Source organism: Candidatus Poriferisocius sp. (assembly GCF_965214065.1).
Taxonomy (GTDB): Bacteria; Actinomycetota; Acidimicrobiia; order Acidimicrobiales; family Bin134; genus Poriferisocius.
The window spans coordinates 1-21,380 of the sequence record NZ_CBDCAT010000014.1 but is presented as its reverse complement, the minus strand read 5'-3'; the positions used below and the strand labels follow the sequence as shown (position 1 = coordinate 21,380).

Genomic DNA, 21,380 nt, shown 5'->3' with positions numbered 1-21,380 from the left:
CCCCCTGATTCGGCCGTGACTGCCCTACCCGAGACCAAACACCCCCCTGGGGGGGTGTGCGGTAGTTGGGGGGGAGCTACGCGACAGGCTCCCCGCGCGAGGGAAACCTGCGATTTTGAGGATTCAGCAGCGAAATCGCCCAATAAATCGCGATTCCACAACGAAATCGCCCAAGGAATCACGCTCCCGGGGTTGACAGCACTAACTAAGACCTGTATCATGGTACCCATGCAGATGAACAGCATCCCCAAGTGGAGCCGCAAGACCGATGACATGGGCACGGTCTACCGGATGGCCGACTACGACGCCACCAAGCCCTACGCCTTCACCATCCGCAAGGCCGGATCGGGATGGGCACTGCAGGATCACATCATCAACAAGACCGAGCGCTACGGCAGCCTGGCCGACAGCAAGGCCGCAGCCGCCGACGTGCTGAGCGCCTTCCACGGCGTCTACATCTAGCCCCCCCCCATACCTACCAAGGAGACATGATGACTATTCCCACCATCACCACCACCACCTACCACGAAGACACGGGCTATAGCCGCCCGGCAGGTCTGGTCGAGCGTCACGCTTCCGATCATGGCCCGCTAGTGCAGGTCATCGAGCGGCCCAACGCCAGCCTGGGGTACCGGGTGTACTGCGATGGCGGCGTGTGCGATCCGCGTGGATCGGGCTGGGTTGCCTCGGCAGCCACCCTGCGCACCGCTCGCAACATTGCGGTTGAGCACACCCTGACCTGCCACGTCTCGCCTTTCTAGGCAATCCCCACCATCCACCAAGGAGACATGATGACCATCACCCCCACCCCCACGCCAAACGGCCTGCACTGCGCCGGTATTGGCGGCGAGCCCGAGGAGCGGGTAGATGCGGCCTTTGAGGCCGTGATGGATGCGGTGAGCGAGGCTATCGGCCTGGGTACGAAGCACTGGCTGCCGATCATCGACGCGGTGATCGATTACGGGTCGGCTACGAGTTGGGCCACGTTCCGCACCTACAACCCCGAGAGGAAGTCATGAACGACCTGTGTAGCGAGTGCGGCGAGTTGTGGGCAGATTGCCCGCACCTGGACTTGGGCTACGAGGAAGAACCGGCAGCGCCTTTGACAGATGACGACATGAGCGCTAGCGGTTTGACGATCACAACCACGATTCGGAAGATGGGTATCGGGTCTCACCGGTACTGGCGTGGGATCGTGGTTTACCAGAACCCCGACACGGGCGCGACGACGACCTTCGACACGACCTGTGAACGGGAGTACTGGGCAATTGCCGGGTGGGCGGTGCGCACCACCCGGAACCTGCTTCACGGCTGGGAGCCGAAGCGCCGGATCGAGCGGTGCCTCTGGTGTGACCAGGTACGCGACGGGAACGAGACTGAGTGCCGCCCGCCCGTACAGTCAACTCACGTCTGGGAGGATGTGTGGGAGGATGCCTGAGCGCCGGTCGCAGCGTGTGGGGATTGTGCGCATGGTGGGCCGCCGTACCCGGCTGGTGCGCATCGGAGATTACGGGGTGGGCTGGCTGGACTGGAGCGAGCTAATCGAAGCGTGGACGTTCCGCCCGCTTGGCAGCCAGTCAGTGCGGTTCACCGATAAGAACCTGCGCCGGTTGAAGGGCAGTATCCGGCACTGGTGGGAACATACCGAGTGCCCTGGCTGGAGGTTGCCCGACGATGCGGCTTGATGACATAGCGGCGTTGCCGGTGGATTGGGTGCGGACCCCACCGGCCCGGTTCGTACGCCAGGAGGAACTCGAAGCGCCCGGCGAGGCTCTGGTGGGCCGTGTCGTCTACTGGTCGCCGGATCATGGCGCCCTTAGCTATGATCGGACCCGTGATGTTGGCCTGCTCATCCTGTCAGACGATTCAGGCTGGATGCTGATCGCGCTTGAGAAGGCGCAACTGGGCACGACGGTTGAACATGCCATCGCCGCCGCTGCTGCGTTGGGCCTACGCCCGGGCGATCCCGCGCTTATGATGGTTGTTCGCTACCTGGGCATGAACGGCAACGTCAAGCAGTACCGGGCCACCATCGGCGTGCTGGCGGAGGGTGCATCGACATGGCCCAGCTAAAGCGACTCGAGCATGAACTCGACATGGCAGACCGATGGGAGACCCCCGCGTGCGAGGAATGCGGCGAAATCGTCACGGGCCGCAAGCACGTATGGTCACACGAGCAGGCCGATGGATCGCACTGGACAATCGGGCCGCTCTGTAGTCCATGCCTGGCGGACCTCCAGGACGCCTTGACGCCGAAGGTGGCCTAGATGGTAGCCCGGATCGGTAATCGCCAGTTCACCGACCGGCAACTCGGTCAGGTCTTCGATGCGTTGGATCGTGGAGCGACCCGTCAGGATGTGCGAGGCCTGGTGACCCGGTTGCAGGGCCGCGGGATCGGTAACGATTCGATCCGTGACCTGCGCAGCACCTACGTCAAACTGCGCAGGGCGCAGGGCTTCGACAAGCACGTTCGGGGCCGGTCTGCGCTCCCGGCCCGCGAGTCGCTGCCCGTGTCGGCACGCCCCCGCCCGCCCGTCATTCCCGGCATTGATCTGCGGGTGACGTTGCCCTTCGACACCATCTACGGCGCCCGTGTCGGCGTGTTCCCCGTGAACGAATCGGCACCCTCGCTGACACAGCAGCTAGCGGAAGCCTCCGACAAGCTGTACGGGTCGCCTATCGCCCCTAATCGGGGCACGCCCGCGGGCGGCCCACTACGTGTGCGGACCCCACCAGAATTGACCCCCAGACCCCCGAGAAGGAACCCATGAGACCCTTGAAACCCCTAGGCCCGGTGCGGGATCGCCGTTTCGTGCTGTTTGTACGCTGCATCGTCTACAAGTCCGAGAGAAGCGCCTCACACGGCGGTACCTTCATTTACCCGATCGGCTGCTTCGGCGACCCGCCGCGCGATGACAGCGTGTATCTGCCGCCGGGGGTCGAGGTGTGGCCGCGGATACGCGAGTACGGCGACCGGCTGCTGGTGGTGTTCGGTGACGCTGCCCGCGATCTGTCGATCCTGGGCGAGCCGCCGGGATTCCAGCGGGTGCGCCACGAACTCGGCGAGGTCACGCCCCATGTGGTCAGGATCGAGTACCGGTCCAAGGACAAGGTGCGCCACATCCGCGACGCCCAGGGCGTCATCGTGGACACGGTGCATGAGGTCGGCAAACGCTCCGGGTGGAACCGGGCGATAGATGTCATGCAGCTTGGCAACATCCACCCCAAGGGCATCCTGGCTCACGAAGAAAAGGAGCCGGTGGACTGGCTGCGGGAATGGTCACAGTTCCTCATGCAGCACAAGCTGGGGCGCATGGATTGGACGATTGCCCGCCAGGCGCTGCGCAGTCTCCGCCACGAGGTCACCCCCGACACGACGCTATGGCAGCACACCAACCCGCACCTCCATGCGTACGAGTATCAGGTACGCAAGGCCCAGAAGCCGGTACGGGTGAGCCCCGTACCGGGCCACTACGACAAGCTGTATTACATGGATTTCAATGCCTTCTATCCCCGGATCATGGCTACTAACGCGATGCCGGGCCAGCTAATCGGCTGGTGGGATCGGGGAATCAGCATCGAGCACCTGTCGGAGATCATGATGAACACGGGCTATCTGGTGCTGGTGGAGTACATGCACAAGCGCGCCCGCTACAAGGTCGCCACCGCCGGGATGATGGAGGCCCTAGCGACATGCGAGCCGGAAGATCTGACGGTGCTTAGCTGTGCCGCCTATGAGAAGTCCGAGGTGTTGTCGCAGTGGGCGCGGCGCATGCTGCATCTGCGAAGCATCGCCCCGGCCCGCATCCGGCCGTCTGCGAAGGCCCTGAGCGTGGCCCTATGGGGCAAGCTGTCACAGCGCAACTATCGCTATGTCGATGTGACCGACGACATGACCTCCGAAGACGTGGAGGAACTCGAACTAGCCCGGGACTACGGCGCCGAACACATCGACTTCGGCGACGTGACCCGCAAGCTCACCCATGACGGCCGTGTGCTAGAGAACCGGCCTGACGCCTGGGCGCATGACCGGTGGCATGCCATCGGCGCCCATGTGCTGGAGAAGGGCCGCATGATGATGCAGCAGGCGATGGACGGCTGCAATGTGGTCTACGCCCACACCGACTCGATCTACTCGACCAACCGTATCCCGTACGTGGAGGCGCATCCCCATGCACAGGGCGACCTGTTCGACGTGCAGGTACTGCGCGATGTTGAACTTGATGGCGGTGACCGGATCATCGAAGGCGAATACGACGCCCGGCATGGCACCACACGCCCCGGCATCCGCTGGATCTGGCCCACCTCCCCGGACGCCAAACCCCACACGGCCTACTACCAGGAGGTGACAGCATGACGGGCTTTGAGAACGTGCCGCTCCCGATGACGAACGTACCGGCGGTACCTGATCCAAGTTCGGAATGGTGGACCCCGCAACCGATCATCGACGCCGCCCGTCTCGCTATGGGCAGCATCGATCTGGACCCGGCCTCTTGTGCGGGAGCGAACAAGACCGTGTTGGCGTCGATGATCTACACGGCCCAGATGGATGGCCTAATGCGTCGTTGGAGTGGGCGCGTCTGGTGCAATCCCCCCTTCGGTGAGATGTCGGCATGGGCCACAACCGCGATGAACCTGTACGAGGAAGGCGAGATCGAGTCGCTCTGCCTGCTCGGGCCGTGGAGCACAGCCGCCTGGGCACAGCGGGCGTGGCGTGTAGCCGATGGCATCTGCCTGATCAACGGCGAACGCTTCAAGTGGGGTGGCCCAGCCGCGGCCGCATCGGACCGCTCGGTGCCGTGGGGGTATGGGATGATCTGTTGCATCTTCGGCGCCAACCCCGGCTACTTCGACGCTGTGGGGGCTGTGCGGTGAGGTTGTCGCCCACGCAGGCCCAGATCGCCGCCTACGGCGGCAGCCCCTACCGGTGGACGATCGTTACAGGCCCGGTTGGCAGCGGCAAGACCGAGGCTGCTGCGATTGGTTTCGCCCTGGCCCAGAGCCGCTATGGGGGCGCCGAGTTCGGGCTACTGACGAAGGGCCATCCACAGCTAGCGTCAGTGCTGAAGGGCGGCCTTGAGCGCATCCTCGATATTGATCTATCCCCAGATTCAGACGGCCGCATGTCGCTGCCGGGCGCCAACGGGCTATCGAACACCCTGATTGCGTTGGTCGCCCAGGACAAGCGGGCCGAGCCACGGCTGCGCAGCTTCAACATGGCGGCCATCTGGTTGGAGGAAATGACCACCCTCCCTCCGGGCATCATCGCCGCCGCTAACGCCCGCTGCCGGGTAGGTGACAGCAAGCTGATCGGCACCACCAACCCTGACGGGCCGCTGCATCCGTTGAAGACGACCCTGATAGACAACGCCGCCGACTATGACGCCCAGGTCATCAAGACCACCCTGCGAGACAATCCGGGCCTATCGCCGGGCTACATCGCTAGCCTCAAGTCGTTCTACACGGGCCACATGTACGCCCGGATGGTCGAGGGGGAATGGTCGGCCGCCACCGGCCTCGTGTATCCCCGCTTCTACGAAGCCTCCCGCGACGCCCCAGACGAACCCATGCTCGTGCATGACATCGCCCTCGATGTCGGCGAATCCAGCGTTACCCATGCGCTGCTGATCGGCCGCACCGCAACCGGCGTGTCGTGGATCGTGGACGAACTGCGCATCGATCATCACATGCACGGGCAGCTAGAACCGCGGGAACTGGTCGCCAAGATTCGCCGATGGGCCGCCAACGCCGGTACGGCGCCGGTGGCGTCCATCATCGTGGACCCGGCCGCTCTGGCTGTGCGCCAGGAGTTCACCAGCCAGTACCACGGCAGCCCCACAACGGTCGGCAAGGCCATGAACGATTGGGACGAGGGGGTTGCCGAGACGAACCTATGGCTTGACACCCGTGCCTTGAAAATCTGGGGCGCCCGCTGCCCCGAACTGCTGCGCGAACTCGGGCAATTGGTCTGGGATGAAGACCAAAGCATGATCGGCAAGGACATCCCGGTACCGAGCCCCGACCACGGCACCGACGCGATGCGCTACTACTGCCTGACCCGCGCCGTCCACGAGTTCGGCGGCAAGAAGGTCTGGGAAGCCCAACGCCGAGAGTTCCTAGAAAGGAAACGATGATGACCAACGGAGCCCTGGACCGTACGAAGCGCTGGCTACGCGAGAACGACCTCAACACATCCACTGACCCCGATGTGACGGTGCTGCTGGAGGCCGCGGCCGAGATGGACTGGCTAAACGATTCAGGCCGTGACCTGAGCGAGAAGGAACGGGTCGCCGCCCGCCGAACCGCCCGCCACGCCGTCACCACCGCCCGCCGCAACATTCAACGCCTGCTTGACGCTTCCACGTCGGCACGCCAGATGCGCCGCCATCAACTAATGTACGGAGGTGTAGCGGCCCGGTCGCTTGGCTGGGTTGACATGGCGCTGCTCCCCACCAGCCTCCGCGACGACATCGCCGACCATCTCCGCACAGAACACGACATCGACATAGAGGACTACCGCGAGGAGGCCGTACAGCTATGACCATCGACCTCCGCTACCGGATCCAGTGGACCGGCCCGACCGGCACGGTGACCAACGTCGAATCTCCGCCCGCCGGAGCTTCCGAGTTTGCCGAGTTGGTGCGGGTCGATGTGGCGTCGATAGCGCCGCAGCCGTCACGGGTAGGCCGGGAACTAGCGCGGGTGCTGGGCCGCCGCGAGTCACACTGGCCTTCTCGGGGGGCGACCGCCAACGTCGGGCCATGGTCACGCGACGAATCCCGGCGCCGGTTCTTCACACGTCAGGGCCGCGGTGGTTCGGGCCGGTATCGTGGCTTCGTGCTTCTGAACTCTGCCCTGAACGCCAGCGGGCGCCCGTACGCCGGATACGTGGACCAGGGCATCGTCGGCCCCAACCAGTTCAACCCCAGCACTTACGCCTCCGCTGCCCGCCGCCGGGCCAACACCCGGGCCGTACTGCGCACATGGCGCGACCGATCCGAAGCGATCCTCGAGAAGGTCAGTGGCTCATGATGCATGCCGCCGCGTCGCTCGTAGACGTAACCCGCAATCGACTCTTGGAAGGCTGGGCAAAATCCCGCGGAAGCGATGGGGATGGACTCTGCCTTGTCATGGCCCTGACCGAGGCGGCCGGTGGTGAGTTCCTTGATATAGCAGAGGCAGATCGCCTCTACGCAGACTCGGCACCCTTCCAAATAGCCAACGATGCAATTGGCGCCGCGCTCGCCGCGATCCTGTTTCGTAATGGCCCGCTGCCACGGCAGGCCAAAGAAGGCGACCGACATGCCCTATGGATCCTGAACGACCGGCGGGAGACGACCATTAGCATGGTAATTGATGCATGCGAGACCGCTGCCTTCACGCTCCGCACGCAGTCAATGCCACTAGCTGAGCAGGTGAGTATCAGTGGCTAGGACGTTCATCCGGTACTTCATCGAAGCCCAAGACGAAACCGAAGACGCCGCCCGGTCGATCTCCGAACGGTTCACCGACCTGACCCGGAACCTAGCAACCGGTTTCGCGACGGTGGCTGTAGCGCTGGTAGAAGGGATCACCGAAGCCATCGACCGCGCCGAGGGTGTCATCCAACGCCTGACCCGCGCCCAGGGCAACCTCGACAGCCAAGACCTGACCGCCGAACTGCTGCGCGCTGGCGTCGCCGAGAACGACGCCATAGCCGCCGTACAGGCCCTACAAGGCCCGGGGTCGGTGCTGGGCATTAGCGGCCCCGCAGCCGCCGCAGGGCTAGCGGGCGTGTCCGCTGTGGGCGCCGACCCGACCGGTGCGCTGCAGGCCGCCATCGGCTACGGCGTGGGCGGCGATTCGGCGCTTGACCAGATCGCCCTAGCCATCGCCACCGCCCAGACCAGCGGGCAGGATCCCAGCGAACTGCTCACAGCGCTAGAGGAATACGGCCCGGTGCTAGCAGAACTCGGGTTGAGCTTCTTGGAGTCGGTCCAGTTCATCTCGGACCTGCGCCGCTCCGGCGTCCAGATATCCCGAGTCAGCCCGGCGCTGAACCAGTTCATCCGCCGCGCATCGGCGGAGGGTGTGGACGCCCGCACAGCCACCCAGACCGCCTTCGACGCGATCCGCCAAGCCGAACCAGAACAGGCCAACGCCATCGCCCAGGGCCTGTTCGGCGCCGAAGGCGGCCTACGGCTCGCCCGTGGCATACGCACCGGCGCAATCGGGCTAGGCGAAGAACTCCGCTTCGATGAATCGATCCTCGGGCAGACATCCCTAGCCGGGCTAAACGCGCCCACCACCCGCGAAGCCTTCGACTCGGCAGCTACGTCGCTCACCCTGAGCGACAACATCATTCACCGCATCGTCGGCGGCCTGGCCCCCACCGCAGGCGACATCCCGCTACTGGGCGACCTCACCCGCAACGCCCTACGGCCGTCGCTGCAAGGCCCCGGTGCCGGATCCACGCTCGGCGACAGTCTCGGCATAGCCGCCGAACTGGGCAACCTGAACGCACACCTTGACGATCTGGTGAACATCAACCGCGCCCAACTAGACACCGCGCTACTCAACCCCCAATCCCCCGACTTTGCCGAGCGCATCATCCAAGCCGCCAACACCGACCGAGGAAGACTCGCAGAATGACCGAACGCCCCTGCCGCATCTGCGGCGACCCGCTCCCCGGCAAGCTCAACAAGCACGACCATTGGGCTGACACCCGCGACACATGCCCGCGCAGCGTGAGCCCCGCCTGCTTCAACGCCAAGCAACTCCCGGGCACCCGCAAACGTCGGGCCGCCCGCAAGGCGCAGATCGACCCAGACGACGGCGCGACAGTCATAGCGCTCGCAGACATGCCACGCGCCCCAGCCGATTGCACCTGCCACGTGCACGGCGACTACGAGCACACCTGCCGGGCCTGTGGTGGCACCAACTGCCGCCGATGCGCCTCCCGAGCGAACGCCCGATATGTCGCCTAGCTGGCGCATCGACTGGGCCGACGACGGGTACCAGCATCCCGCCGCGGCGATCCCCGCCGGGCATCTCGTGTCGTGGCGCGCCCGCTGGGGCAGCGACCTCAGCCCGGGCGCCCCGAACGTCGGCATAGCCACCACCGACCTGGGGCACCTCGTGCTCATGTCCACCACCGGCCGCTACTGGCGCTCCGGCACTCTCACCCGCGACCAGCTACGCAAACCCCACGCCTACCAGATGCTCGATTCGACCGGATCGGTGCGCCGCACCGGCCGCTGCTTCCCGGCCCTGACCGTGCAAGGCGCCGACGTGCAACCCCGCACATGGATGCTGGAAGGCCCCGACACGCGCACCCTGCTAGCCAACGGCACCCTCGACAACGAAGCCGGGTCGATGGCCAGCATCATCGATGCCATCGTGGAAGCCTCCGGCATCCCGATCCGCACCAACGCCCTACAGACCTTCACCGGCCTGACCTATTCCGGGTCATGGTCGGCGCTGCTGTCGATCCTCAGCACGTTCGTGGGCGGATGGGCCACCGAGACCGGGATAGGCCAAGTGCGCATCCTGACACCCGGCGACATCGAAGAACGCTCCCCCATCGCCGAAGTCACCTCCGCCTGGGGTCTCACCCGTGAACGCACCGGCATAGCCGAGGCATACGGCCTCGTACGTACACACGTCGCCTACCACGCCGCAGACCTGCCCAGAGCGCCCGCAGGCGGCGTCACAGCCGCCCTAGGCGGCAGCGTGTCCAACGAAGCCCTAGTGGCCGCCTACGGGCGCCGTGTGTTGAAGCTGCCAGACTGGTTCAGCCCCGGAGACCTAGCGATGGTGTTCGCTCAGCTACGTCGCCTCATCGTCGCCCCCACCTTCGTAACCTTCGAGGTGGCCGACACCCCAGCATCCGAAAGGATCGACTCCGGCGATGTGATCGTGGCCGAAATCCCCGGCCCCGAAGGCACCACCGCCTACAGCATGGCCGTACTATCCACCGAGATACACGGCGACATGACCACCGAAACCAGACGCCTAATCACCGGGCTAAGCCTCACCGACGCTGCGGGCAACCTCCCAGGCGGCGACAATAGCAGCGACCCCAACCCCGTCTACCCCAGCGGCCCCGCCGCGCCCACCCTCAAACTGCTCGCCAACCACGATGTCCAGGTGATCCTCCCCGCCGGGATCAACACCAACGTCGACATCCAACGCGCCCCCAGCGGCGAACGCTCCGGCGACGACGTGAAAATCATCGCCACCGACCACGCCCACGGCACCGCCTACACCGACACACCCGGCCCCGGCACCTGGGACTACCGGCTACGCCGCCCCACCGGAGCCAGCGGCCTATGGGGCCGCTGGGCCACAATCACCGTACCCCCCGTAGCCACCATCCCAGCCCCCACCCTCACCCTCATAGGCCAACCCGACACCATCCCACCCCCCAGCCTCAACCTCATACCAGCCGACGAAACGGTTACCTGATTAGGATCGCACCATGACCACCCCCAAAGTACGGGCCGCATGGCCCATCGGATTCACACCCGCAGACCTCCAACGCGCCCCATCCGGCGAACGCACCTCAAACGCCCAGATCATCGCCACCGGCAACGTCATCGGCGTAGTAGACGACAACCCCGGCAAAGGCACCTGGGACTACCGCATCCGCCACCCCAGCGGCGACAGCGGAGAATGGGGGCCATGGGCAAGCATTAACGTTGCATCCCCGGTTGCTGGTATTCCGTATTTCCTGCGCCCCTTCCAGCAAGACGCATGGTCAAGTACCGAATGGCGCGAATCCTCCGATCCACGCCCGACATACCTAATCCTGCAGAGCACCTACAACAATCAAATTGAGTGCCGATTCTTAGCTCTGGTAGGGGCAAAATGGCCCGGAGGAGAAACTATAACTATCGTGCGGAGTGGTTCGACGTTCTCTCGGACTATTCCCGACGCTCCGGTTGGTTCAGACCGGTTCTGGCAATGGGGACAAGTGCCGGTAGTGGGGGCATCGTCGGAGTGGGGGGTGGAGGTCACCGCCGTGACCGGTCCAGCACCCCCCTCCGCGATAGGATGACCTTGTGCCGAAGCTGACTGTCAACCTGGGCGATATCGGGGCTGGTTTCCCGGAGTCGACGGTGCGCATCTATCCGGTCTGGTCGGAGGATGCGCACCGGTTGGGGCAGGGCTTCGCCGATGCTGACGGCACGACATGGCTGCCTGACCCGGAGCTAGCGGTACCGGACTCGACGGGCACCGTGGTGTTCGACATCCCGGCGTCTGACGACATCGGTGGCGCGTTCTACACGTTGGCGGTGGATGGCGGCCCGACCTGGGTAGGCATCGAGATGCCCGCCACAGATGCCGTGTTCACCCGGGCCTTGATCTCGGGTGCGCCGCTGCCGCCCTTCGAAGGCTTCCGGCCGTCGGATCTGGCGGCCGACAACAACCCCGTGGTTGGCTGGGGGATTGTCGTCGCTGACGGCGACCAGTGGACCTTCCAGCTACAGGGCAGCGGTGGGGGTGGGATCACCGAGGTACGGCCCACCGACCTGGACGCCACCAACGCCCCCGCCGTGGGCGACACGATCACGGTGGGCGATAGCAACGAATTCTCTTTCTCGCCGGTACCGATCTCGGGGTACGTGTACCACCAGAGCCACGAACTCGCCTTCACCCCGGTAACCAGCGAGCAGCCGTCGGCGAAGGCGTGGACAGTGACGGTGATGGACGACACCATCGACGGCGGCATCGTCGCCGGGCTGGACTTCATCACCGACTACCAGGGCTCCCTGATTGTCGATGTGGACACGACGGCTTCCTACTCGATCACCAACCGGATAGAGCACCATTTCGCCGACGGCACGATGATTGAAGCGGATCGCAGCATCGAATACCGCATCCCGCAGGGTGGCACGTTCACAGTGCCGATGGTGGCCTTCTCGGCGCGCTCGCAGATCGAGCTAGGTTCCTACACCGACCCGGCCGGGAACACGATCACGATCACCGAGGCCCTGCTGAAGCAGCCCGTCAGGATCGTTCACAAGATCGTATTGGCCCGCACCAATAACCAAGCCTTCAAGTTGGAGGCGGCGTCGATGGCTAACGGGCGCGTGACCTGGACGCAACTATCTGCCGTGGTACCCAATCCGGGCCAAGGCCCTCCCGGCGTGGACGGCGCCGACGGCCCCTACGACGTTGAGATCTACATTGACTCGGCGACCGCCCCCACCGCCGCCCCGACCGGCGGTACGGTCGATGTGGCCACAGCCACGGTGCTTACCGCCCCGACCGGCTGGACCATCGACGCCCCGTCCACGATCACCGACAACCTGTACGTCAGCCGGGCACGTATCCGCCCGAAAACCGAGACGGGCACCGTCGTGCCGACGTGGGGCCATCCCTTCGAGATCGGCGCCCACGGCGCCACCGGCGCACCAGGAGCGCCTGGCAAGCCCGGCACGGACGCCACGGTGACCAAGGCCGCCGTCTACCCGATCACCGCCCAGATCATCAAGGGCAGCCGGTCGGTGACCGTCACCGCTAACGCAGCCGACCAGACGCTCACCCTAACCACCCCCGACGTGGCCCCGACCGACATCTACCCGGGCGTAGCCCAGATCATGCAGGGCTCTACCACGATCACTATCACCCCCGACAACGACGCCGAGACGCTCACCCTTACCATCCCGAACGAAGCGATAGGCCGCGCCCAGCTATCAGCCTCGCAGCAGCTACCGCTAGAACTCGGCACCAAGGGCCAGAAGCTGGTTATCGGCGAAACGGTCGGCGTGAAGCACACGGCCTGGGTGGACGATGACAGCGCCGTCACACAGGAGGAGGTGTACCGCGAGAACAAGAAGATCCTGAAGACCACTGACGACACGGTGACGATCACGCCCGACGACAGCGGCAGCACCCTCACGCTGAAGGCCGAACCAACCCAAGCCCAGATCTACGACCTCGCTAAGGCGATCTTCACGCCCGCCAACAACGATGTCATCTTCACCGACGACGACACCGAGCACACCACCACCATCGGCATCATCCGGGAGATCGTAGAGACCGACTGGGTGAACCTGCCCGTCGGCTTCGGCTTCCGGGTCGGCACTATCGTGCCCCGCTCCCGGCTGTGGTACATCTGCTACGTAGCCACCCAGAAGGGTGGCACCGGCCCCGACAACGACCCCGACCATTTCGAGGTCATCACCACATGGGCGGGCAACTACAGCGACAGCCGGTACTACCTGACGGGCACCCAGACCCTCTACAAGAACCGGATCGCCACCGCGCTTGAAGCCATCGGGCCATCCGATGTAGCCCCCGACGCTGACGGGTCGAAGTGGCACCTCGACGGCGAAGAAATCAGCAAGGCCGCCGTCTACGCCCAGAACAAGACGATCATCAAGCACGGCGGAGGCATCGTTGTCGCCCCCGACGACGACGACGAAACCCTCACCATCTCCGCCGACCTGGACCCCGAGCACATCTACGATGAGATAGCGTCCATCGTTGAAGCCGGTACCGGTATCGCCGTGACCCCCGATGCCAGCCGCGAGAAGGTCAACATCGCCGCCAACCCGACCAAGGCAACCGAGTATCCCGTCGTAAAGCAGATGCCCAAGGCGGGCAACAACGTCAAGATAACCTTCGACGACACATCGAAAGAATGGGTTACCGATGTGCGGCTGCCCGACGAAGCAGCCCCCAGGGTGTACGCCCTGGACTCGCGCGACGTGCGCCAGGTGCTCCCCCCCTACTCGTACAGCATCACCAGCGAAGGCTTTAACCTCACCCCTGGGACGCGGTTCATGGAGCCAGGCCCCGTCTCCTACAACGGGTACGACGGCAGCCGCCCAGGCTTCGAGCGCGACACCACCAACTCGAGCAACAACTACAACGGGCAGCGGTTCACCAACAAGAAAGCTGGCACCACCACCCGCACCCTCCACGTAGCGAGCGAGATCACCCTCGCCAACGAGCGCCAATACTCCAGCGCAGAGACGCTCACCATGAGGGTCTATGTCGGCGGCTACTTCAAAAACGGCAACGCCGCAGATGGGCAGGTCATCTATACGAAGGTCTGGAACTTCACGGGCGGCTACCAGGACGCCTTCCACTATGACTTCGATCTCACCCTGTCGCAGCGGGGCCGCTCCGGCGAGCATGACTGGTGGCGCTGCGATTACCTCTGGACCACCGGCTCAGGTGAAGTGGTCGCCGGGCAGATCCAGGCGGCGAAGCATACCGTGTCACTGCCCGCGCTGGGGAGCGTGCCAACCCAGGACTTCACGCACAACACCACCAACGACCTAGACGAAATCCAGGACTGGATCCCACGCGAGTTGAAGCCCCAAATCAGTTCAGTGTCGCGCGTCATGACGTGGACGGTGAAGGCCCCCGACACGACCGGCACCAACGCACCGAACGAGAGTGACAAGTCCGATGTGTTGCTGCCCACCGTGGACAGTTCAACGCCCTTCTTGCGGGCCGCCCAAGACCTGAGCCGCCTGAAACTGCAATTCACCGGTGGCGCTGACGCCGACGGCGGCGACGTGTACCTGTGTACGAGAATCCAGGGCTTCCCGCCCACCGTGCTCGCCAACACCTCCGTTAGCTCGGCGTGGACCATTGACTTCACAGCGCAGGGTGTCATGGCGCTGCAGGACTACTACCTGATCGACCCCACCGGCAACGGCATAGCGGCCCAAGCGGCAAGTTGGAACGCCAACCCAGGCGGCCCCAAGATCAACAGCGTGATTGATGGCATCTTCCACACTGCCCACTTGGTCGCGGGCATCAACTACACGCCAGAGGTCACAAGTGAAATATCGATCGATGATGCCGAACTGACCGAAGCGGCCGAAGCGGGCCTCCTGCACGTCATTAGGATCTACTCCGGCAACACGGTTGCAGAGCTTCCCCTGCGCGGCATCCCGAGGCCCGTGCCCTTCGGTTCCGGCAGCACCAAGCGCCAGCAAATCGGCGTCGGCCGCGTCAAGATCGACGCCCAGGGCACCGGCGGCAACCAGACACTGATCTGGGTCTCTCCATACAGGGACATCCACGGCCTCCATTTCTCCATCCTCGGCAGCACCGGCAACACCCAGCAATGCTACGTATCCGGCTGCGAGATCGAATACGCGAGGTATTTGGTATAGTGATGCGCTATAGTCAACCCAGCCCCCAACAGAAGGAGTAAACTGCAACCATGCGCCAGTATCTCGGAGTCATGCTCTACCTCTCGGGCCTCGTGCTCGCCATCGCCGTATCCGCCGATGACAGCTTCACCAACGGCACCCCCCTGGTAGCCGTCGGCCTGTGCGCCGTCATCGTCGGCTACATCCTCCAGTTCTACGGACAGCCCAATGAGTGACCTCGCCGCCCAGGCGGCCCTTCTCCTACAGCACCCGCAGAACGCCCACGCTGCCCCCCCCGCGGCGGACGTTCCTGCTGCACAAGTCGCTAGTGGGGATGCTGGCGGCCCGGCAGGTACGGTGCCTCCGTACGCCGTACCTGCCGGGTACGTTCTCGTGCCCGCCCCCGCCGCGCAGGCCACGCCCGCCGCGGCCCCCCCGGCACAGCCCGCCGCGGCCCCCCCGGTCGCGCAGCCGGAGGGACAGGTCGCTCCTGCTCAGCCGGTTGCGCCACCGGCCGCCGCAGTCACGCCCGACATGATCGGTGCGATTGTCGGGGCCGTCATGGCGGCACAGGCAGCGGCAGCCCCCGCACCGGCCGCCTCGGCACCGCTGCCGCAGCCGGTTCCGGTACGTGGTCAGCCCGTGCTCATGGCCCCCCCAGCTACCGCTACTCCGGCCCCGGCGCCGAACCCTCAGGCATCCTCGCTGGACCCCATGCTCCGCCAGTACGCCGCCCTCGACGCGACGTACAGGCGGGCAGTCCAAGCCACAGACGCCGCGTTGGGCGGCTAACCGAAAGGGCGAGCTAGATGGCCTTCGCAACCGATACCAACTTCCTGCAGCGCTGGAGCGCTGAGACCACGGTTGCCTTCCTCCGCAACCTGACGATTGGCCGCCGGGTCAATCGCGCCTGGGACGCTGACGTACAGATGGCGGAAAAGGTGAGCGTCCAGAATCCGAACTACAACGTCGTGCCGTCGGCCCCGGCCCGCAAGGCCGTATGGGGCACCCCCAACGAGCCGAGCGCGTCCAAGATCGATATCGATATGGACCAGATCGCCCGCGTTGAAAACATGCTCTACGTCGAGGACCAGGTAGAGAACGTGGTGCGCGACTATCGCAGCCGGTTGCAGACCGTCTCAATGTCGAACATCGCCAAGGCGTATGAGGACAATGTGGTTGCCTACATGCTCGCCCTCACGGCAAGCTCCAAGGCAGCCGACAACGGCAACGCTGGGGGCATCACTGAGATCGCCCAGGCCGGTGGCAACTCGGTGGGATTCACGCCCGGTACCGGTAAGCCCTTCGGCACCGCTGCCCAGCAGGCGCAGGCGCAGCAGTGGATCATCGACTTTCTGACCGATTCCAAGGTGATGTTGAACCGGGCTGACGTGCCCCAGCAGGATGCCGCCGGATCGGTGATCGGCGGTAACGCCGGAGGGGCGTTCTGGTGCTATATGCCGGTCGAACTGTACGCCTACGGTTTGGCCCCATGGCTGGAGAACAAGGGCCTTAGCTTGGACTTCACCTCCCAGGTCATCCAGAACGTTGGCGTGTTCGGGTCGGCATTCGCTGGCAACCTGCGAGGCTTCGATCTGTTCGTCACCAACGCCCTCCCCAAGGCTGCCACCAAGGCGGCCTCGTGGAACATGCTGGCCGGTACCGATGCCGCCGTAGCGGCCCCCATGCGGGCCATGCGGAACTACATCACCGAACCGCAGAACGCCTCCGCAGAACGGTACGAGTTCCGGCACACGGTGACCTACGGGCGCCAGTTGATCAACTCGAAGCTGCTCATCCGCGCCAAGTTCAACGCCGCCGACGGCACCTGATCGATGACTGACGCCTACACGACGTACGCCCAGGAGGCTTACTGGGGGAGTTCTACCTCCGCCGTAAGCCTGGGCGCCGTCGTGACGGGTGCGCCCATCGCCGGGGAAGCACAGATGACACGCCGCAACGTGCTCAATGCCGAGTACCCGCGGCTAGTGCCCACCCGGGCCGACTATCGGGTAACGATCCCGCAACTCCTGATCGGCGACGAATCCGAAGCCATGCGCCAAGCGCCGGAGGCCACGCTTGCGGTGATCCAGACGGACGCCGAAACGGCGTTGGTCATGCCCGCCGTGATAGCGGGAATCCCCCGGCAGGCCGAAGCGGGCGGCGAGATCGTCTCCAATCTGAACGTCCAGCCGCGCGGGGGCGCCGTACGGGCCAAGGCGACCGTGCTGGCTGGCAAGGCGATCACCGTCGCTTCTACCGACCAGGTGTACGTCGTGGTCACCAGCGGTGCCGGGGCCATCACCCGCGGCAGCGCCACGTTCACCGCAGCCAACAAGATCGCCATCGCCCAGCTATCGGATACGGGCACCACCGTCACCCCGGCCGCCCAGGTGAAGGGATGGCTCCTATCGGGGCCGGTGGCCACGGTATGAGCCTCACAAGCGCATCCAAGGTAGCCCTGGCGCTCGGGTCGGCAGCCTACGTGGACCTGTCGGCGGAAGCCGACGGCCTCGGGGCCTGGCAGATCATCGACACCCGGCGCACCCGGCCCATACCGTCGCTGCCCGGCGTGCTCGTGATCCAGCGGCTGCCCACCGGCACCGCTAGCGTCACGTTCACAATCGATGACAACGCGACCACCCATCCGCTGCTTTTCATGCGCGTAGGGAGCACCGCCAAGCTGCGCGTACAGCCCTTCGGCACCAAGGCCGGACTCGCCCAGACGATCCTGACGGGCATCCTACGCACCATCACGATGTCCAATCCCCCCGGCGATGCGCGCCTATTCAGTGTGACACTAGAGGCCAGCGCCGTAGACGACACCGCCCAAGCCTGAGCCCATGAGCATTTGGGGGCGCCTGCTGTCGGGCAATGAAAGCGATGACCCGACCATCGCCGCGCTCGATGAAGCCGCCCGAGACCGCAGCGGCGCCTACAGTCCATCCCAGCCGCTGCCACTGCCCGAGATTCAGTGGGCGCAGACCGTGGACGCCTCCGAGGTGCGGCGCGAGGAGCAATGGCCGCCAACCCGGTTCGAGGTCCGCAACCAGCGGCTAGGGCTCTATCACGACCTCTGGCGCGGCGACATCTCGGCGCTCATGGACCCCACCCTGCTAGAAGACAACAGCGTCGGGCCGCAAAACATCTTTCGACGTATAGCCAAGTTCTGCGCCGATCTGCTAGTGCGAGAAGCCCCCACGATGGGCGACGATGACGGCAGCCTTGCGGACCTCGAACTGCTGCGCATAGCGCACAGTTTGGTCACCGACTCGATCCGCTACGGCGCTGGCTATCTGCTTATCGGCACCCTTGCCGGTGAGCCATGGCTGCGGAGCGTCGATGCCCGCTTCGTGTACCCGCAGCCCGCCTTCGGCGATTGGATCATCGCAGAGCCCCGGACGCGGGGCGATGCCACCACCCCCAACCTGCTGGAATTCACGATCATCACCGGTGGCATCGGGTCCAACCGCATCATTGGCGGAACCCCCACCGGCAGCAATAGCCAAGTCACCATTGGCGCCCCCGTTACAGAACTCGTAGACCTAGGCCCGATGCGGCTAATCCCCGTCCTAGCCCTCCCTGAACAGGCCGAGGGGATCATAGGCACAAGCTGGTATGACGATCTCGCCACGACCGTGGTACAGAAGGCCCGCCGGATGGCGGCGAATACCCGCGTCTTAGACGACAACGGCGACCCGCTCCTACTGCTACGCGGCAACCTCGACAACTACACCACACTGCCCGGGGTGCCCCAATCGGCCGCCGTGCGCACCAATGACCCCAACACCATCAAGCGCGATGCCAAGGTAGCTAGACGCCTCCGCCAAGCCGGGCCGCTCATCGTGCCTACTGGCATAGACAGCGCCGAATACGTCACCTGGGATGGCGGCCTGACCGCATCAATGGCAATGCTGGAGCAGCTAGATCGAGACTTCCGGTTTATGTCTGGCATCCCCGCCGCGCTCGATTCTGACACGGCGGTGCCTTCCGGGGTCTCCCTTAGGCGCATGTTCTGGCAGTTCGATGCCGCCATAGCCCCGCTGTACCGGGCCAGCTTCTCCGCCCTAGACCTAGCGGGCCGCACCTTCGGGCGGACGCTGGAATGGGAGAACGCCTTCGAGGTGATCGAGGACAGCCCCACAGCAACCGCAGCCGAAGACGTGCCCGACGAAGGCACCGCCCGCCGCGGAGAATCGGAGACGGCATGAACCTGTACGAACAGATCGACAAGATCCTAAGAGCCGAGTACCAGGTAGCCCCCTTCGGCTACGTACCCCAAGGCGCCACCATCATGCTGCGATCCGGCGGGATCGTAGAAGGGCGCCGACTCATCGAAGCCATCCTCGTGGTGCCCTACCAGCACCCAGAACCAGAATCCACCCTCGCTGCCTTCACCGACCTCGTATACGAAACGCTCCGGCCCCACCTTGTCGAACTAACCGCTAGCCGGATGCCCGACTACATGGTTGCCAGTAGGCCTGGCCATCCCGCCATGCTCATATCCGGCGCAGGCCGCAACGCCGGAATAGGCAACGGCAGCTAGACATGCTACAATCCCCACCATCCCCCAGCGAAAGGCCCCAGGCCCATGAAAGCTCACCGGGTGACCATGGCCCCTACTGAGGTGCGCCCGGGCGTGTACCTGGATGAACCGCTGCCGGAAGGGGTGTCCACCTTCGACCACGTATCCATCGTGTACGCCGAGATCCTCTGCACAGATCACCGCTGGCGCCGAGTGCATGGCCCCTGCGTCAAATGGCACTACGTCGATGGGCAGCTTGTCTCCAATGGCTAAAAGCACAGCGGCATTTGGGAACAAGAAGTTCCGCAAGAACCGCGGACGCCGCAACAGAACCCCCTACGACCGCAACACCTACAAGAGAAAGCAGCAGCGCACATGATCCCCGCGGCATCGTGGACTGGCTCCTCGCCGACGAAAGCTGACACTGCTATAATGGATCCCATGATGAACCAAGACCACGGCGGCGTCTTCGACGGCAAGACCGGACAGCGGATCGAAGACCAAGCACCAAGCCCCCCCCAGCCCCGACCCGGTGAAACGCTCCCCGATTGGCAGAACGACTGGGGTGGCGTATACGACGGCGACACCGGCGAACGCCTAGACCTCAACGGTGACCCCCTCCCCGACTGGGCAGATGAAGACTGGGAGCCCGACGAGGAAGAGGACATCGACTTCACCCCCCCACCCGATGACGAACGAGAAAGCGAAGCATGAACGAAAAACCAGGAGTCACCCCCGACGGCGAAGACAACAGCATCCCGTACATCGTGAACGAACTCGCTATCCCCCTCAAGAGCGAGGGATTAGATAGCTGGGACAAGCTCCTATTTGGCGCCCTCGCAGGCTTTGGCATCATGATGCTGGCAATATTCGTCGCCCTAGTCTGGCCCGACGAAGCCCCACCCCCCCCGCAGCCTCCCGTGCTTGTAGGGGACAGCGGTAGCCAATCCATCACGCCTACCGAGAATCTCGTAGATGCAGCGGCCGCCATCGAGCAAGCCCACGAAGGTATCGGCAACATCATCCACCACGACGATGGCAACTGGGATAACGACGGCTGCGGTGTCAACTGCCAGCGCGCCCTTTCCGATGCCGTGTCCAAGAGAACACGAGCCTGCTTCGAGATCGGGCCGGACATCACGAGCCTCCGGACCTGGGATCACAACCAGACCGTGGGCCACGCCTGCGATGCCGCCGGATACTGGCTCGGGCAAACCCTGCCCGTAGATGACGCCACCCACCACGCCGAATACCAACTAGGCATCCTACGAGACGCCCTAAACGCCGTCGTCAAGCAGCGCTCCAGCCCATGAACGACAAGCCACTCCGGCGCACATGCGAGGGATGTGACGACGTGCTCTACCCCACCGACCCGCCCGGCGGGAAGTGGTGCATGATCTGTTTCCTTGGCAGGTCGGACAGTGAGGGGTAACACCGCCGTGGACACAGTGCCACGGGTCGCAATGGCATCCTCGCCGTCTGTACCGGCACCCTGGCGAGTGGATACATGGTCTGCGGCTGGTGATCGGTTGGCACGTGTGAACACTGCCAAGCTGGCCTCCTACAACCGGGGATCAACACGCCGGTGGATCAACCATGCTGGGGAGTGGGCATGAGTTTCGGAAGAAATCCCCCCGCCCGGGTTGCAAGTGTCTGTAGCGCGTGGTAGCTTGTCGTCATGACGACAAGCACCCCCACCACCGAAGCAATCGACACCCTGGCCGCCGAGATAGCGCACAGCATGGCAGTCAACA

28 protein-coding genes are annotated in these 21,380 nt (G+C 64.6%); all 28 read left to right on the top strand.

Going from position 1 to position 21,380, the window contains the following annotated elements; all coding sequences use genetic code 11:
• Positions 1-228: 228 nt before the first annotated feature.
• Positions 229-462: a hypothetical protein gene (locus tag ACOOGG_RS00765; RefSeq protein WP_420431280.1), complete on the top strand. Its 234-nt coding sequence runs from the start codon at positions 229-231 to the stop codon at positions 460-462.
• A 29-nt stretch (positions 463-491) separates the two neighbouring features.
• Positions 492-761: a hypothetical protein gene (locus ACOOGG_RS00760; RefSeq protein ID WP_420431278.1), complete on the top strand. Its 270-nt coding sequence runs from the start codon at positions 492-494 to the stop codon at positions 759-761.
• A 30-nt stretch (positions 762-791) separates the two neighbouring features.
• A complete protein-coding gene (locus ACOOGG_RS00755) occupies positions 792-1,019 on the top strand; it encodes a hypothetical protein (protein ID WP_420431276.1) in 228 nt (75 codons plus the stop codon).
• Positions 1,016-1,438 (top strand): hypothetical protein, encoded by a 423-nt coding sequence (locus ACOOGG_RS00750; protein WP_420431274.1) that lies wholly within the window; start codon positions 1,016-1,018, stop codon positions 1,436-1,438. The genes ACOOGG_RS00755 and ACOOGG_RS00750 overlap by 4 nt, the downstream gene beginning before the upstream one ends.
• Positions 1,431-1,685 (top strand): hypothetical protein, encoded by a 255-nt coding sequence (locus tag ACOOGG_RS00745; RefSeq protein ID WP_420431272.1) that lies wholly within the window; start codon positions 1,431-1,433, stop codon positions 1,683-1,685. Before ACOOGG_RS00750 ends, ACOOGG_RS00745 begins: the two co-directional genes overlap by 8 nt.
• Positions 1,675-2,073, top strand: a complete 399-nt coding sequence (locus ACOOGG_RS00740; protein ID WP_420431270.1) for a hypothetical protein — start codon at positions 1,675-1,677, stop codon at positions 2,071-2,073. The genes ACOOGG_RS00745 and ACOOGG_RS00740 overlap by 11 nt, the downstream gene beginning before the upstream one ends.
• Positions 2,074-2,267: 194 nt before the next feature.
• On the top strand, positions 2,268-2,771 hold the full coding sequence (locus tag ACOOGG_RS00735; RefSeq protein ID WP_420431268.1) for a hypothetical protein: 504 nt from the start codon (positions 2,268-2,270) through the stop codon (positions 2,769-2,771).
• Positions 2,768-4,357: a hypothetical protein gene (locus tag ACOOGG_RS00730; RefSeq protein ID WP_420431266.1), complete on the top strand. Its 1,590-nt coding sequence runs from the start codon at positions 2,768-2,770 to the stop codon at positions 4,355-4,357. Before ACOOGG_RS00735 ends, ACOOGG_RS00730 begins: the two co-directional genes overlap by 4 nt.
• Positions 4,354-4,875, top strand: coding sequence for a DNA N-6-adenine-methyltransferase (locus tag ACOOGG_RS00725; RefSeq protein WP_420431264.1), 522 nt, complete (start codon positions 4,354-4,356; stop codon positions 4,873-4,875). Before ACOOGG_RS00730 ends, ACOOGG_RS00725 begins: the two co-directional genes overlap by 4 nt.
• A complete protein-coding gene (locus ACOOGG_RS00720; protein WP_420431262.1) occupies positions 4,872-6,134 on the top strand; it encodes a terminase large subunit domain-containing protein in 1,263 nt (420 codons plus the stop codon). Before ACOOGG_RS00725 ends, ACOOGG_RS00720 begins: the two co-directional genes overlap by 4 nt.
• The gene (locus ACOOGG_RS00715; protein WP_420431260.1) at positions 6,134-6,541 is read left to right on the top strand and encodes a hypothetical protein; all 408 of its coding nucleotides are present in this window, start codon (positions 6,134-6,136) and stop codon (positions 6,539-6,541) included. The genes ACOOGG_RS00720 and ACOOGG_RS00715 overlap by 1 nt, the downstream gene beginning before the upstream one ends.
• Positions 6,538-7,032 carry a hypothetical protein gene (locus ACOOGG_RS00710; RefSeq protein ID WP_420431258.1) on the top strand — a complete coding sequence of 165 codons (495 nt, stop codon included), beginning with the start codon at positions 6,538-6,540 and terminating at the stop codon, positions 7,030-7,032. The genes ACOOGG_RS00715 and ACOOGG_RS00710 overlap by 4 nt, the downstream gene beginning before the upstream one ends.
• Positions 6,984-7,433, top strand: a complete 450-nt coding sequence (locus tag ACOOGG_RS00705) for a DUF6197 family protein (protein WP_420431256.1) — start codon at positions 6,984-6,986, stop codon at positions 7,431-7,433. The genes ACOOGG_RS00710 and ACOOGG_RS00705 overlap by 49 nt, the downstream gene beginning before the upstream one ends.
• Complete coding sequence (locus ACOOGG_RS00700; RefSeq protein WP_420431254.1) at positions 7,426-8,631, top strand: hypothetical protein; 1,206 nt, start codon at positions 7,426-7,428, stop codon at positions 8,629-8,631. The genes ACOOGG_RS00705 and ACOOGG_RS00700 overlap by 8 nt, the downstream gene beginning before the upstream one ends.
• Positions 8,628-8,966, top strand: a complete 339-nt coding sequence (locus ACOOGG_RS00695) for a hypothetical protein (protein WP_420431252.1) — start codon at positions 8,628-8,630, stop codon at positions 8,964-8,966. The genes ACOOGG_RS00700 and ACOOGG_RS00695 overlap by 4 nt, the downstream gene beginning before the upstream one ends.
• Complete coding sequence (locus ACOOGG_RS00690; protein ID WP_420431250.1) at positions 8,956-10,446, top strand: hypothetical protein; 1,491 nt, start codon at positions 8,956-8,958, stop codon at positions 10,444-10,446. The genes ACOOGG_RS00695 and ACOOGG_RS00690 overlap by 11 nt, the downstream gene beginning before the upstream one ends.
• Before the next feature lie 13 nt (positions 10,447-10,459).
• Entirely contained in the window at positions 10,460-11,038 is a 579-nt protein-coding gene (locus ACOOGG_RS00685; protein ID WP_420431248.1) for a hypothetical protein, read from the top strand.
• A gap of 4 nt (positions 11,039-11,042) precedes the next feature.
• On the top strand, positions 11,043-15,122 hold the full coding sequence (locus ACOOGG_RS00680; RefSeq protein WP_420431246.1) for a hypothetical protein: 4,080 nt from the start codon (positions 11,043-11,045) through the stop codon (positions 15,120-15,122).
• Positions 15,123-15,172: 50 nt separating this feature from the next.
• Complete coding sequence (locus ACOOGG_RS00675) at positions 15,173-15,337, top strand: hypothetical protein (protein ID WP_420431244.1); 165 nt, start codon at positions 15,173-15,175, stop codon at positions 15,335-15,337.
• Between the two features lie 412 nt (positions 15,338-15,749).
• Positions 15,750-15,893, top strand: coding sequence for a hypothetical protein (locus ACOOGG_RS00670; protein WP_420431242.1), 144 nt, complete (start codon positions 15,750-15,752; stop codon positions 15,891-15,893).
• 17 nt (positions 15,894-15,910) lie between these two features.
• On the top strand, positions 15,911-16,933 hold the full coding sequence (locus ACOOGG_RS00665) for a hypothetical protein (RefSeq protein ID WP_420431240.1): 1,023 nt from the start codon (positions 15,911-15,913) through the stop codon (positions 16,931-16,933).
• A 3-nt stretch (positions 16,934-16,936) separates the two neighbouring features.
• A complete protein-coding gene (locus tag ACOOGG_RS00660) occupies positions 16,937-17,536 on the top strand; it encodes a hypothetical protein (protein WP_420431238.1) in 600 nt (199 codons plus the stop codon).
• Entirely contained in the window at positions 17,533-17,940 is a 408-nt protein-coding gene (locus tag ACOOGG_RS00655; protein ID WP_420431236.1) for a hypothetical protein, read from the top strand. Before ACOOGG_RS00660 ends, ACOOGG_RS00655 begins: the two co-directional genes overlap by 4 nt.
• A gap of 4 nt (positions 17,941-17,944) precedes the next feature.
• The gene (locus ACOOGG_RS00650) at positions 17,945-19,312 is read left to right on the top strand and encodes a hypothetical protein (RefSeq protein ID WP_420431234.1); all 1,368 of its coding nucleotides are present in this window, start codon (positions 17,945-17,947) and stop codon (positions 19,310-19,312) included.
• Positions 19,309-19,647, top strand: coding sequence for a hypothetical protein (locus ACOOGG_RS00645; protein WP_420431232.1), 339 nt, complete (start codon positions 19,309-19,311; stop codon positions 19,645-19,647). The genes ACOOGG_RS00650 and ACOOGG_RS00645 overlap by 4 nt, the downstream gene beginning before the upstream one ends.
• A 60-nt stretch (positions 19,648-19,707) precedes the next feature.
• Positions 19,708-19,899 carry a hypothetical protein gene (locus tag ACOOGG_RS00640; protein WP_420431230.1) on the top strand — a complete coding sequence of 64 codons (192 nt, stop codon included), beginning with the start codon at positions 19,708-19,710 and terminating at the stop codon, positions 19,897-19,899.
• 168 nt (positions 19,900-20,067) lie between these two features.
• Positions 20,068-20,340, top strand: coding sequence for a hypothetical protein (locus tag ACOOGG_RS00635; RefSeq protein ID WP_420431228.1), 273 nt, complete (start codon positions 20,068-20,070; stop codon positions 20,338-20,340).
• Positions 20,337-20,939 carry a hypothetical protein gene (locus ACOOGG_RS00630; protein ID WP_420431227.1) on the top strand — a complete coding sequence of 201 codons (603 nt, stop codon included), beginning with the start codon at positions 20,337-20,339 and terminating at the stop codon, positions 20,937-20,939. The genes ACOOGG_RS00635 and ACOOGG_RS00630 overlap by 4 nt, the downstream gene beginning before the upstream one ends.
• The last annotated feature ends 441 nt before the right edge of the window (positions 20,940-21,380 follow it).